The organism is Breznakia sp. PFB1-19 (assembly GCF_029893935.1).
In the GTDB taxonomy this organism is placed as follows: domain Bacteria; phylum Bacillota_I; class Bacilli_A; order Erysipelotrichales; family Erysipelotrichaceae; genus Breznakia; species Breznakia blatticola.
On sequence record NZ_JARXXJ010000014.1, the window covers coordinates 22,545 to 37,405 of the forward strand.

The window sequence follows — 14,861 nt, forward strand, 5'->3', positions numbered from 1 at the left end:
TTCATGCATATATTACAACACATTTGTTTTACTGAGCTAAAGTTTCGTTATCATTCATGTGTCGTTTCACAATTAAGCCAATATACTGTGCAGCTAGTTCAGGATCATCATTACAAACTACATATTTATAGTCTTTGATAAGTTCCATTTCCTTCTCTGCTTTTGCTAAACGTTCTTGTACAACTTCTTCCGCTTCACTTTTGCGTCCACGAATACGTTTTGCAAGTTCTTCCATCGTTGGTGGAATCATAAAGATACTAATTGCATCAGGAACTTTATCTGCAACTTGTTTTGCGCCTTGTACTTCAATTTCAAGCAGTACATTTTTCCCTTCGTTACGAAGTTTTTCTACTTGCGACATCGGTGTCCCATAATAGTTTCCAACAAACTCTGCCCATTCGAGCAATTCCCCATTTTCAATTGCTTTTTCGAAGTCTTCTTTCTCAACAAAAAGATAATCCACTCCGTCTTGCTCACCTGCTCTAGGTTTTCTTGTTGTCATTGACAACGAGTATGCTAAATTAAGTTCTGAATCTTGCATAAAGTACTTACGTACTGTACCTTTTCCGACACCACTTGGGCCACTTAGTATAATCAACAAACCTTTTTTCATATTACTCTCCCACGATATTGTTATCATTATAGCATTTTTATCGTACTTGTGAATAAGAAACTTATATAGATTATGCTATAATAACTAGAGTTTGAAAACTTTGCGGATTCGTAATCGCAAAAGCATGAATAATTAGTCAATGGAGGGCATTATATATGGCATTAGATGGATTAGTCTTACATAGAATATTACATAAGCTACAAACACTTACACCTGCTAAAGTAAATAAAATCCAACAAATTTCAAATGATGAGATTTTAATCAACTTACGCAGTGAAAGAACCAATCATAAATTGATGATTTCTTGTCATAGTGCATACAATCGAATCCATATAACAAATCGTGATTACCAAACGATGGAAAGTCCGAATAATTTTGTGATGGTCCTACGTAAATATATTGATCGCAGTATTGTAAAAAGCATCGAACAAGCAGGATTAGATCGTGTCATTTGTTTTACTATCGAAGTAAAAGATGATCTAGGTGACTACAAAGAATATAAGCTTTATATCGAACTTATGGGTAAATATGCAAATATGATTTTAGTAAATGAGGAAAATAAAATCATTGATGCTTTAAAACGCATTCCAGCATTTGAAAACAACGCAAGAACCATTCACCCTGGAGCAATGTATACACCAGTAAGACCGCATGAAGGAAAAATTGATCCATTTGTTGCGACAACATTTGATCGTGACCAGTCTCTTGTAAAACAATTTCATGGGTTTTCTCCTTTATTAAGTGATGAAGTTTTATATCGCACCAATGCAGGAGAAAGTTTTGTGGATATAATGAAGGAGATCGCAAATGCAAATACTCTATATGTACATGAAAAAGGTAAAGATACCTACTACCACCTGATTGAGCTCAAACACTTGGATGCACCATTTCATGTATACCCAATCATGGATGCGATGGATGAACTGTATTATCAAAAAGAAGAGAAAGTTCGTATTAAACAACAGTCTGGAGATATTGAACGCCTAGTAAAACAAGAATTAAAGAAGAATGTTCGTAAACTTGATAAGCTTGAAAAAACAATCAAAGCTGCTGAAGAATTAGATACCTATCGTATGTATGGAGACTTGCTATATGCATATCCTGAAAACTACGAAAAACATCTACAACAGATTCAACTACCTTCTTTTGAAGATGAAACGCTTATCGATATTCCATTGGACGCAAAAATTTCAGTAAAACAAAATGCAAAAAAATACTATCAAAAATACAACAAAAGTAAAACTGCACTTGTGGAAGTAGCTAAACAGATTGATAAAACACAAACTATGATTCGCTACTTTGAAAATCTTGAAGTACAATTACAAGATATACGTGTACAAGATGCATTAGAAATCAAAGAAGAACTAGCAAATCTAGGTTTTACAAAGCAAATTCACTATAAAATCCGCAAAAAGAAAAAACAGGCCAAACCAAACTTTTTAACACTACATATTGATGGAACGTATATTTATGTTGGGAAAAATAACATACAAAATGATTACATCACATTCGAACAAGCACGACGTGATGATACGTGGTTCCATGTTAAAGATATGCACGGAAGTCATGTTGTAGTCAGTGGAAATGATTTAAGTGAATCAATTATTCGTACAGCGGCGATGCTTGCTGCCTATTACTCTCAAGCAAAGCAATCAAGCAGTGTACCAGTAAACTACTGTCTTGTGCGACAATTAAAACGTCCAAATAAAGCTGCGATGGGATTTGTGACACTAACAAATTATAAAACGATATATATCGACCCTGAAAAAGAAGCTATTGAAGAAATCCTAGCAACATATGAAGTCTAGCATGTAGAAATTCTACATGCTCTTTTTATTACGTGCTATAATAAAATCTATGAAACATACATATACAAAAGAAATCGCGGTTTGCCAAGAAGATCTTGTGGCGTGTAATCGCCCAATTATATTATTAGGTACACTTAAAGTACTTACATTCTTTGCGATCCCAATAACCTACTTTATTGGTTATGCACAAGGAATTACCCTTTTACCAACAACTTTAATAGCTCTTGTTTGGCTTATCCTATTTTTATATGGAAGTAAAAAACAAGAACAATATAAAATTAGAGAACGAAAAAACAAAGGTTTAATTGCGATTCATGAAGCAAACCTAAAGAGATTAGATGGTTCATGGAATCAATTTATCGATACTGGAGCAGAGTTTATTGATTATGAGCATCCATATGCAATGGACTTAGATATCGTTGGTGAATCAAGTTTATTTCAGTATTGCAATAGTACACATAGCTATTTTGGTCGTAAACAACTTGCACATGATTTACTAGATGCAAACTATGACAAAGATGCAATCAAATTACGTCAACAAGCAATTGCAGAAATCTCTGATATGTATCAGTACACTTCTACGGTTGAATATGCATGTTCAAGTATTCAAAATAGTGATGTCTTTGCACAACTTACTAACCAACTGCAACAACAAGAGCCGTTTTTCAAACAAAAGAAAACCTATAGTTTCTTACGCATCTTATGTGTAACAACAATTATCGTATGCTTTATTGCTGCATTCACTGAAATTAATTATTTGATTTTGTTAAGTGCCTTACTATTAACACTTCAACTAGGTATCTGGTTTGTTCTACATAAGAAAGCTGAATCCTATGTACATGTCGTAAAGGAAGTTAGTAGTTCCATAGAAGCATATGTTCCTGTAATAGATGCAATTCTTGGTACAAGTGTGAAAAGTGAGAGTCTGCATAACATTCACACACAACTTATCAAATCAAAAGAGATAGTTAGTAAACTAGCTAACATTGCAAGTAACATTAACCAAACACAAAATGCTATGGCGAGTTTTATCCTTAATTTATTCTGGCTCTGGGATATTAAGAATGCACATGATTTAGCAATGTGGAAACAATTAAACAGTAAGCAGATGGCTTTGTGTTTTGATGCAGTAGCAACTTATGAAACCTATGTAAGTTTTGCGAATATTAAACGAAATGTTGATCACACTTGTCTACCAACAATAGAAATAAACAGTAAGAAAATGAATGCTACACAAATTGGTCACCCACTAATTCTTAATGAGAAACGTGTATCAAACGATTTCCATTTAGATGATGAAATTATGATTATTTCAGGATCCAACATGTCTGGTAAGACAACTTTCTTACGTACCGTTGGAATTAATATGGTTCTAGCAAAAGCAGGTAGTTATGTAGTAGCTGAACGCATGAACTGCCCACTTGTCCAAATACTTACTTCCATGCGGATACGCGATGATTTAAATGCAGGTGTCTCAACCTTCTATGCAGAATTACAACGAATCAAAATGATTATTGATGCAAGTAGTAAAGAAGTGAATACATGTTTCTTTATTGATGAAATATTTAAGGGCACAAATAGCGTAGATCGCTTATATGGGGCAAAAGCTGTATTGAAGCAACTAAATCAAGATGGCGTTATCGGATTTATCAGTACACATGATTTAGAGGTTTGCAGTTATGAAAAACACTACCCTCGCATCATCAACTACAGTTTCAATGAAACTTACACAAAGGATACGATGTCCTTTGATTACACTATAAAACCTGGCATTTCAAAAAGCACCAATGCACAATTTTTACTCAAAAAAGTAGGTATTGTAAAAGAACCCGTAATGACGTAATACCGGTTCTTTATTTTGTAAGCTAATCTTCATTATAGACAAGTACAACTTCTTTACAACTATATGTAAAATTTGCATACTTTAAAGCATGTTGCATAGGGATATTGTGAATATCTGTATCAGCAATTAGTAAGTCATATCCATGTTCTACACAGTAATTTGATGCTATAAGTAAAAGCATGGTTGCATAATGCTTTCCACGATATTCTGGGAAGACACAAATATAAGATATTCCAGCTTGTGTACGTGTCAATTGACTAACAATTACAAAACCAACACAGTGTCCATCCACTTGCGCACAAAGCCATGCAGCTTCATCTGGTTGATTTTCTAGCAACACTTCATAAAGTATTTCACTTGCACGTTCTATACCATATCGGTCTATATCTCTTTGCATACTTACATCAAGATGATTACTGCCCACTCGAATAAATGCATCTACCCATGTTTGCTTATTGTGATTGGAACATGGATACGCTAAAAGAGTATGTGAATTGATTGTTGGATGCAACGTGTAGCTGTACTTTTCTTGTTGTACTTTAAACCCTGCAGAAATTAATGCATCAAAAGTAAATTGATAATTTTGCTTATCACTATATAAATGCAATTCAATTTCTTTTTGTTCTACTTTGCTTATACATGCTTGTAAGAAACATACTGCATCATCATATTGTATTTCATCTTCAAATGTCAAAAGGTACATTCCATGTTTCATACATAATGCACGAGCTACTACCTTATTATGTAACACAGCAATCATAACTTGATCCAAAGCAATCGTATGATTTTTTAGTTGTTCTACTAAAAACTGATTTTGATCCTCACTACTTGCTTTCATATGCGTTACTTGTTCAATTTCTTGTTTTGTTTCAATGTGTTTAATTCTCATTTGACCTTTCTGCCCACTTGAGTGTTACACTGATTTTATGTTGATTTGGATGTGGACTTCATAAAAACAGCTTTTCTTATTTTTCATCGTATATTTCATGAAACCACCTCCTTCATTGTGTAAATTGTATCAAAAAAAACTGCATTTTGCAGTTTATTTTAATAATTGAGCAATTTTAGGTACGATTTGCTTCTTACGTGAAACTAAACCTTCCATGTATCCACCTTCTTCATGACCAATCATAAAGGCAGTATCAATCGCATTACTAAGCTTTCCAGTATACATGAATTTACTTCCCTTACCTTCGACATTTGAAAATGCCATCATCAATAAATCATATTTTAAGATTTCATTTTCTTGGTCTAAGAATTTTTGGAAGTCTTCTTCAACCGTACTTAATGTAGACATATCATAGATATATGCTTGTCCGATTGCAATTTGCTTACCAGCAAGATCATATTCTTTAAAGTCTGTATATAGTATATCGCGATTACTTTTATCATCAATATTTGCACTTGCTTTAAACATAGATGTAGCTAGTTCAGGCAAATCGATTTCGTGTAAAGTTGCAAGTTCATTTGCAATATCAATATCTGTTTGTGTACAAGTTGGTGAATTAAAGTTCATCGTATCTGAAATGATTGCACATAACAAGGCTCCAGCAATTGCTTTTGATGGTTGCTTTCCCTTTTCTTTATACATTTGTGCAACAATCGTACATGTACTACCTACTGTTTGTGCACGGAAGCTAATTGGTTGACTTGTTTCAATATCACCAATTCTATGGTGATCTACAATCTCCAAAATATTCCCGTATTCAATATCATCAATACTTTGACTGCGTTCGTTGTGATCCACAAGAATCAATTTCTTGCGATTGTATTTTAGTACGTGGTAACGTCCCATACTACCAACTAGCACTCCATTCATGAATACTGGATAATTACGGTAACGTTTTTGAAGCATCATTTTCGCGACATCTTCAACGTACTCATTTCCATTGAATTTCTGAATGGCATCTGCAGGAGTCATAATCATTCCTACTGGAATCGCACGATAAATCATTTGTAAGATTTTCATGATGTTGTACTGTGTACGAATTAAAGTAACACCTAATTCCATTGCTTTATTGATAATCTTATCTGTTGGAATGTAGCTTTCTGCAATTGCGATAACCGCACATCCTTTTTCCATACATGTCATCATAATATCTTCATTATCGCTTAATACCATAATGTTTCCAGTGATATCACGTTCCATTAACTTCTTATCAGCGATACGAACAAACCCACTACGTTCAAGTGTTCCTTTATAAATAAAGTCACCCTTCAATGATTGAACAAGGTTTTCTAATGGTGTTTCTTTCAGTAAATCTTTTGTAATATTCAAATCCTGCATTTGAATTTTCGATATATCCGATAATGTAGTCAATCCTAACATTTGATTGTTTTCATCAACAACATATACCGTATGTGTGTTGTATTCCAAACACAAGTCCCATGCGCGACGTAGTGTTGTATGTAAATCAACGCGTACGGCACAATCTAAATCAATATCTCGTAATGCAGCTTTTGCACTAATCATTAAATCAGGTTCATCAAGTTGAAACTTCTCAAGTATGAATTTTGTTTCGTTATTAATCTTACCTAATCTTGTCGCTCTTGCTTGTATGCCACATTGATTCTTTAAATCAGCATACGCAATCGCCGCACAAATAGAGTCACTGTCTGGATTTTTATGACCTGTGATGTATACGATATCTTTCATTTACGTTTCCCTCTTTTTCACTTCTTTTGCTGGTATTCCAACAACGCTTGTATATGGTGCAACGTCCTTTGTAACTACGGCGTTTGAACCAACTTTTGCATGACTTCCGATAGTGATATTTCCAAGAACCTTAGCTCCTGCTCCAACCATGACATGATCTTCAAGTGTTGGATGACGTTTGCAGTGTTCTTTTCCAGTTCCCCCAAGTGTTACTTGATGATAGATGGTGCAGTAGTCTCCTACTACGGCCGTTTCCCCAATGACAACTCCCATTCCATGATCAATAAGCAATCCTTTTCCAATTGTTGCACCTGGATGGATTTCAATTCCTACCCACCAACGAGCAATATTAGATGTAAGTCTTGCTAGAAAATACAAATGTATTTTATAAAAGAAATGCGCGATTCGATAGAAAAACAAAGCTTTCATATGTGGATATAAAACAATGATTTCAAATGCACTACGTGCAGCTGGATCGGCTTCTTTTGTATGTCGAATTTGTGCTCTTATTCCTTCAAACATATTTTCTCCTGACTATACTTAAACTATTATGCCATAAGACATAGATATATTATAGCAAAAAACACGCCTTATTTCTTAAAAAAAGAGGATTTGGATTTAAAATCCCAAATCTTCTTTCACTAGTAATAAACAAATACGATCTTTGTTTTTTGGATTTTGTTGGCGTGTTAATACATAATGTGAACACATGCGTCCGCTACTTGCACAGTCATTGCAATTTCCTGTAATTGCGCATGGTGTTTCTTTTTCTAAACGCACTCCGTTCATTGGCGTTGCTACATTACGTAAACGATCAATCGCAGCTTCAACATTAGATACAATCTTATTTTCTCCAACGATAACATAGACCTTATCTGGTCCATAAATTAAGGCAGCTAGACGGTTTCCATTTCCATCAATATTAAACAGTTCACCATTCTCAGTTACTGCATTACTACTCATTAAATAGTAATCACAAGTAAATGCTTGTTTATATACATTTTCAATTTCTTCTCTAGATAATCCAGGTGCATAACGATCAAATAATTCAATATCTTTATTACGCAACATATCGAGTGCACCAATTTGTTTGATTGTTTCTGAACCACCAAAGCTTACACGACTACCATCAGCAATACTTTCATCTAAAAATGTTAATACATCTTCTTTACATTCAAAGATACGTGCTTCCATGTTGTTTTTTTCAGCATTCTTTTTTACTTTGTTTAATTTAATATCCATGATTTTTCTTACATTTGCATCCATGACATCACCTCTACTATGTATATTTATTATACACAACTCGTAATGATATTTCTTTATATAAAGCAAAAAAGTGGATTTCTCCACTTTATGCCAATAGATTTGCTTGTCGAATCTCTGCAGTGTATGCATCACTTTCTTTATCGTAATCTAAATAAATTACATCATCTTGATTCACACCGTTTGCTAACATCTCTTTAGCAATAAGTGTTTCAATATTTCTTTGAATGTAACGACGCATTGGACGTGCACCATATACTGGATCTACACCTTGCGCAACAATTGCATTGTATACATTTTGTGTAGCTTCCAAGTGAATATCTTTTTTAAGTAAACGTGCTTGCAATTCGTGCATGAATTTTGCAGCAACTTTCACTAACATATCATGATCTAATGCATTAAATACCACAATTTCATCAATACGGTTAATAAACTCAGGTTTGAAATAGTTTTTAACTTCACCCATGTATTTGTTTTTCATATCATGTGTATCTGTATCAAATGCATATTGACTACCAATATTACTTGTCATAATCAAGATTGTATTTTTAAAGTCCACAGTGACACCTTTTGAATCTGTAATACGTCCATCATCCAGTACTTGTAAAAGTACGTTAAATACATCAGGATGTGCTTTTTCTACTTCATCAAAGAGTACAATTGAATATGGATTACGACGCACAGCTTCACTTAACTGTCCACCTTCTTCATATCCTACATATCCTGGAGGAGCTCCGATTAAACGTGAGACACTATGTTTTTCCATATATTCAGACATATCAATACGAATAATATGATCTTCACTATCGAAAAGCTGTTCCGCTAATGCTTTGGCAACTTCTGTTTTCCCAACACCTGTAGGACCTAAAAATAAGAAACTACCAATTGGCCGATTTTCATCTTGAATTTGCGCTTTACTACGCAAGATCGCATCAGTAACTAAAGTTAAGGCTTCGTCTTGTCCAACAACACGTTGTTCCAAGATATCTTTTAAAGCAAGTAATTTCTTACGTTCGCTTTCTACCAATCGACTTACTTCAACACCACTCCATTTACTAACAATAACTGCAACATCTTCTTCAGTTACTGTTTCTGAAATAAGTGAATCATTTTTCACTCGACTTTCTTCTTCTTTGATTTGTTTTTCTAAATTTGGAATCGTTTCATATTGCAGTTTTGCTGCTTCTTCGTATCGTCCATCACTTTGTGCTTGTTCCAAATCAAGACGAGCCTTTTCTAATAGAACTTTTGCTTTCTTAGATTCTTCTAGGACTGCTTTTTCATCATTCCATTTTGTATAAAGTTCATCCTTCTTTGCTTTCAATTGCTTTAATTCTTCACGAATGATTGATAAACGATCCATACTTTTTGTATCATCTTCATTTTTCAATGCCGTTTCTTCGATTTCAAGTTGCATTATTTTACGCATTAGTTCATCAATTTCTTCAGGCATGGAATCCATTTCAACTCGAAGATGTGCACATGCTTCATCAATTAAATCAATCGCTTTATCTGGTAAGAATCGATCTGTAATATATCGATTTGATAATGTAGCAGCACTGATAATTGCTTCATCTAAAATACGAACTCCATGATAAGATTCAAAGCGGTCTTTTAATCCACGTAAAATTGCAATGGTATCTTCTAGAGTTGGTTCATTTACTTGAACTCTTTGGAATCGTCTTTCTAAAGCAGCATCCTTTTCAATGTATTGACGATATTCGTTAAATGTAGTTGCACCAATACAACGTAATTCTCCACGTGCTAACAATGGTTTTAGTAAGTTTGCAGCATCCATAGATCCCTCTGTTTTTCCTGCACCTACAAGATTATGAATTTCATCAATAAATAAAATGATGTTTCCATCTGCTTTTTGCACTTCTTCTAGTACTGCTTTTAAACGTTCTTCAAATTCCCCACGATATTTCGCACCTGCGATTAGTGAACCCATGTCCAACTCAATTAATTTCTTTTCACGTAAGCCAAAAGGTACATCTCCTTTAAAAATACGCCATGCAATTCCTTCAACAATCGCAGTTTTCCCAACTCCTGGTTCCCCAATTAGAATTGGGTTGTTTTTTGTCTTACGTGATAAAATTTGAATTACTCGTCGAATTTCATCATCACGACCAATTACTGGGTCAATCTTTCCATTTTTTACATCTTCTACTAGATCTCGCCCATATTTACTAAGCGCTTCTAGGTTATTTTCTGCGTTCGGTGTATCCATTACTTTATCACCTCTTCTCTCTAATTCTTGTGTATATGCTTCTTTTTCAGTAAAGCCTGTTTGCTTTCTCAATAATTTAGAAATGTATGATTTATTTGACATCAGTGCAATCCAAAAAGATGCACATCCCAAATATTCCTCATTGTGTTGTTTCGACCATGCTTCAGCTTTACTATAAGCATCTGTTACTTCCTTACTTAAAACTGGTTCTCCAGAACTTTGGGCAATTTTACCCATTTCATCATCAATTAAAACAAGCGCATTTTGCTTGTTGATATGTAATCGTTTATATAATCCGTCTAGGACTTCACTTTCAAAAAGGATTTTTAATAAGTGAATGGTATCAATTGTTGCATGATGTTCACTTTTCGCTAACTCAACAGCCTTCATAAATACTTCTTGAAGACTTGATGACATTTTCTCAAAATTCATATCGTATCCTCCTCATTAGCACTCTACTATACCAAGTGCTAATTGTATTATACACCATCTTTTAGCACTGTCAAGTGTTAAGTGCTAATTTTATTATATATTTTTATGATATACTAAAGTTATGAATACATACAATTTTAATGCACCATTTAGCAGTGATGCATTACACCTTTTACAACTTTTTAAAAATGAAGGCTATCAAATTTTTCTAGTTGGTGGTTGTGTTCGTGATGCCATTTTGGAAAATGTAATCCATGATTATGATTTATGCACAGATGCCCTACCCGAGCAGATGATTGCTCTTGCTAGTAAGTATAATATTCTTAGCATACCAACAGGAATTGCACATGGGACAATTACTTGGATGTATCACAAGCAACCATATGAGATTACAACATTTAGAAGTGACCATGAGTATAAAGACTTTCGTCGTCCTGAACATGTAAGCTTTTCAAGTAGCTTTGCTGATGATGTTGCAAGACGTGATTTTACGATGAATGCTTTAGGTTATGATGGAACTCATATTGTCGATTATGTTGGTGGTATGCATGATATCAAACATAGACAAATTCGCACAGTTGGAAATCCTTCTTTACGATTTCAAGAAGATGCATTACGGATACTTAGAGCTTTACGATTTCAAGCAACACTTGCTTTTTCCATTGAAAATGAAACATTTCTTGCAATCCAGAAATATGCATATCTACTTCAACATATCTCAAAAGAGCGATTACAAGTTGAATTCGTAAAGATCTTACAAAGTAAACAAGTAGATACCTTACGCATACTTCGTAATGCAAATGTATTAGATACTCTGTTTCCCGTATTTAAAGAAACATATGATGTAGCGCAACACAATACATATCATATTTATGATGTATTTGAACATATGAATGCAGTAGTCAATGCCAGTATTGGCTATCCCCTAGATATTCGACTTGCCTTATTCTTTCATGACATAAAAAAGAAAGCGTGCAAACAAGTAGATGCTAATGGGATAACACATTTTAAAGGGCATGCTGCATTAAGTGCAACATACGCAAAAAAGATTTTAAAAGAGTATCGTTTTTCAAAAGCATGTTATCAACATGTGTATCAACTAATTTATTATCATGATCGTTATGTCACAAATGATATTGATGATATTCGTCAATTCATGTATGAACTACACGGTAATTATGCACTTGCTCATGAAGTACTAACGATTCAAAAGTTAGATAATATGGGTAAATCAAAAGCGACACAAATCGAAAAAAATGCAACGATTGATGAAGTAATAAAAAAACTACATATCATGGAAGAAGCAAACGAAGTATTCTCTATCAAAGAACTAGCAGTAAATGGAGAAGATATTAAAAAACTAGGATATCAACATAAAGAGATTGGTAATGTACTTAATTATTTAGTAAAATATGTAGTGCATCATCAAGAAAAAAACAATAAAAAAGACTTATTAGAAGTCGCAGGAGGAGTAAAGGATGAAATATCTAATAGCAAGTGATATTCATGGTAGTGCATACTATGCAAAAATAATCGTTGAAGCGTTTTATAAACATGAAGCAGATGCGCTTATACTTTTAGGTGATATTTTATATCACGGACCACGCAATGACTTACCAAAAGATTATGCACCAAAAGAAGTTATCGCATTATTCAACCCACTTAAAGATAAAATCATTGCATGCCGTGGAAATTGTGATAGTGAAGTTGATCAAATGGTACTAGATTTTCCATTACTCTCAACCTCACAAACACTTTTCTTAGGAAATCGCAAACTTATCATGAGCCATGGACATGTGTTTGGACCAGATAATTTACCTAAAAACTTAGTTGAGGGTGATATTTTCATGAGTGGACATACCCATATTCCAGTAATGAAAAAAAGCGATGGAATTGTTGTAATTAACCCTGGTAGTATTTCATTGCCAAAAGAAAACAATCCACATACATACGGTTTACTATGTACAAATTCATACAATTGGTATGATGACTTACACACGAAACTGGCATCAATGGAACTATAAGATGGTATATCCATCTTTTTCTTTTACATTTCCTTCATTTTCACATAGCAAAAGTGAGTACCTTTATGTATAATAACTTGGTATGAAAGAAAATAAATTATTACCAGTAACCAAACAAGAAATGTTAGATCGTGGATGGGATGAAGTGGATTTCGTCTACGTGAGTGGTGATGCATACCTAGATCACCCTTCTTTTGGAGCTGCCATTATTACTCGTCAACTTGAACATTATGGTTACAAAGTTGCATTTTTAAGTCAACCGAACTGGCGTTCTGTTGATGATTTTAAACGTTTTGGAAAACCAAGACTTGGTTTTTTAGTGTCCTCTGGAAATATTGATTCCATGGTAAATCACTATTCAGTCGCAAAAAAACGTCGCCGGAAAGACTATTACACACCGAATGGCGAAATGGGTAAACGTCCAGATCGTGCCGTTATTGTATACTCACAAATGGTGCGACAAGCATATCCAGATACAACAATTATCCTTGGTGGAATTGAAGCTAGTTTACGTAGAACAGCACACTATGATTACTGGGATAATAAAGTAAGAAAATCAATTATCATTGATGCAAATGCAGACTTACTTCTATATGGAATGGGTGAAAACAGTATTATTGAAGTTGCAGAAGCACTTGATAGTGGACTGGATATTAAAGATATTACATATCTTGATGGAACCGTCTATAAAACAAAGGATATTACCAATGCTTTTGAACCAATCATTCTACCAAGCTATGAAGAGATTGTTAGGGATAAGAAAACCTATGCAAAATCATTTATGATTCAAAATAAGAATACCGATCACTTTGTGGCAAAAACATTAGTAGAGCCTTACAAAGGTTGGTATGTTGTACAAAATCGCCCAAATCGTCCGCTTACACAAGCTGAATTTGATGATGCATATGCTTTACCTTATACACGAGACTATCATCCAATGTATAAAAAAATCGGTCATGTTCCAGCTATTGATGAAGTAAAATTCTCACTAATCAGTAATCGTGGGTGCTTTGGTGGATGTAACTTTTGTGCACTTACCTATCACCAAGGTCGTGTCATTCAAGCACGATCACACGAATCACTAGTAGAAGAAGCAAAAAAGATGATTGCAGAACCTGACTTTAAAGGATACATTCATGATGTAGGTGGTCCAACTGCAAACTTTAGACAACCCTCATGTGAAAAACAAGTGGAACATGGTGTATGTCCATCAAAACAGTGTTTGTGGCCAAAACCATGTAAACAATTAGAAGTAAATCATGAAGACTATTTACAACTACTACAAAAGCTTAGAGAATTACCAAAAGTAAAGAAGGTCTTTGTGCGTAGTGGAATTCGCTATGACTATATTATGTATGACCGTGATGATCGCTTCTTTAGAGAACTCGTTCAACATCATATTAGTGGTCAATTAAAAGTTGCTCCCGAGCATATTAGCGATAAAGTCTTAGATAAAATGGGAAAACCTAGACGTAAACTATATGAATTGTTTGTGGATGAATATTATCGCTTAAATGAAGAATACAATAAAAAGCAATTCTTAGTTCCCTATTTAATGTCAAGTCATCCAGGTAGTGATTTAGATGCAGCAATTGAACTTGCGCAGTATCTACATAAAATTCATCATCAACCAGAACAAGTACAGGATTTTTATCCAACACCTGGTACGCTATCAACTACGATGTACTATACAGGACTTGATCCACGCGATATGAAACCTGTGTATGTGGCTAAAACCAGCAAAGAAAAATCAATGCAAAGAGCCTTGCTGCAATATCGTAATCCAAAACACTATAACTTAGTGTATGATGCATTAATGGAAGCGGGACGCGCGGATTTAATTGGACAAGGAAAACATTGCTTAATCAAAGACAAAAGCCATCAATATGCAACTAAACACAAAAGTAAAAATGCATATGGTAAAGCATACTATTCAACTAAACAACCAAACCGTCAAAAAAGAAATAAATCAAGATAACTTAAAAGAGCGCG

At 34.2% G+C, this 14,861-nt stretch carries 11 protein-coding genes; 5 read left to right on the forward strand and 6 right to left on the reverse strand.

Annotated elements, in window-relative coordinates:
- Positions 1-28: 28 nt before the first annotated feature.
- Entirely contained in the window at positions 29-613 is a 585-nt protein-coding gene (gene gmk, locus M2098_RS07760) for a guanylate kinase (RefSeq protein WP_280683346.1), read from the reverse strand.
- A gap of 155 nt (positions 614-768) precedes the next feature.
- Here gmk and M2098_RS07765 point away from each other — a divergent pair, with 155 nt between their 5' ends.
- Positions 769-2,421, forward strand: a complete 1,653-nt coding sequence (locus tag M2098_RS07765) for an NFACT RNA binding domain-containing protein (RefSeq protein WP_280683347.1) — start codon at positions 769-771, stop codon at positions 2,419-2,421.
- Positions 2,422-2,470: 49 nt separating this feature from the next.
- Positions 2,471-4,264: a hypothetical protein gene (locus M2098_RS07770; protein WP_280683348.1), complete on the forward strand. Its 1,794-nt coding sequence runs from the start codon at positions 2,471-2,473 to the stop codon at positions 4,262-4,264.
- Positions 4,265-4,286: 22 nt separating this feature from the next.
- Here the strand turns inward: M2098_RS07770 and M2098_RS07775 are convergent, their stop codons facing one another.
- From M2098_RS07775 to M2098_RS07795, 5 genes are all read right to left on the reverse strand, one after another.
- Positions 4,287-5,153 carry a GNAT family N-acetyltransferase gene (locus M2098_RS07775; RefSeq protein WP_280683349.1) on the reverse strand — a complete coding sequence of 289 codons (867 nt, stop codon included), beginning with the start codon at positions 5,151-5,153 and terminating at the stop codon, positions 4,287-4,289.
- Between the two features lie 153 nt (positions 5,154-5,306).
- Positions 5,307-6,920: a putative manganese-dependent inorganic diphosphatase gene (locus tag M2098_RS07780; RefSeq protein WP_280683351.1), complete on the reverse strand. Its 1,614-nt coding sequence runs from the start codon at positions 6,918-6,920 to the stop codon at positions 5,307-5,309.
- Positions 6,921-7,442 carry a serine O-acetyltransferase EpsC gene (gene epsC, locus M2098_RS07785; RefSeq protein WP_280683353.1) on the reverse strand — a complete coding sequence of 174 codons (522 nt, stop codon included), beginning with the start codon at positions 7,440-7,442 and terminating at the stop codon, positions 6,921-6,923.
- Positions 7,443-7,538: 96 nt separating this feature from the next.
- Positions 7,539-8,186 carry a lactate utilization protein gene (locus M2098_RS07790; protein WP_280683355.1) on the reverse strand — a complete coding sequence of 216 codons (648 nt, stop codon included), beginning with the start codon at positions 8,184-8,186 and terminating at the stop codon, positions 7,539-7,541.
- Between the two features lie 85 nt (positions 8,187-8,271).
- Entirely contained in the window at positions 8,272-10,845 is a 2,574-nt protein-coding gene (locus M2098_RS07795; RefSeq protein WP_280683357.1) for an AAA family ATPase, read from the reverse strand.
- A gap of 121 nt (positions 10,846-10,966) precedes the next feature.
- On the opposite strand from M2098_RS07795, the gene M2098_RS07800 reads away from it, so the two are divergent.
- The 3 genes from M2098_RS07800 (at position 10,967) to M2098_RS07810 (ending at position 14,847) form a co-directional block, all read left to right on the forward strand.
- Entirely contained in the window at positions 10,967-12,346 is a 1,380-nt protein-coding gene (locus M2098_RS07800; protein WP_280683359.1) for a CCA tRNA nucleotidyltransferase, read from the forward strand.
- The gene (yfcE, locus tag M2098_RS07805) at positions 12,324-12,869 is read left to right on the forward strand and encodes a phosphodiesterase (RefSeq protein ID WP_280683361.1); all 546 of its coding nucleotides are present in this window, start codon (positions 12,324-12,326) and stop codon (positions 12,867-12,869) included. The genes M2098_RS07800 and yfcE overlap by 23 nt, the downstream gene beginning before the upstream one ends.
- An 82-nt stretch (positions 12,870-12,951) precedes the next feature.
- Entirely contained in the window at positions 12,952-14,847 is a 1,896-nt protein-coding gene (locus M2098_RS07810) for a YgiQ family radical SAM protein (RefSeq protein ID WP_280683363.1), read from the forward strand.
- Positions 14,848-14,861: the final 14 nt, after the last annotated feature.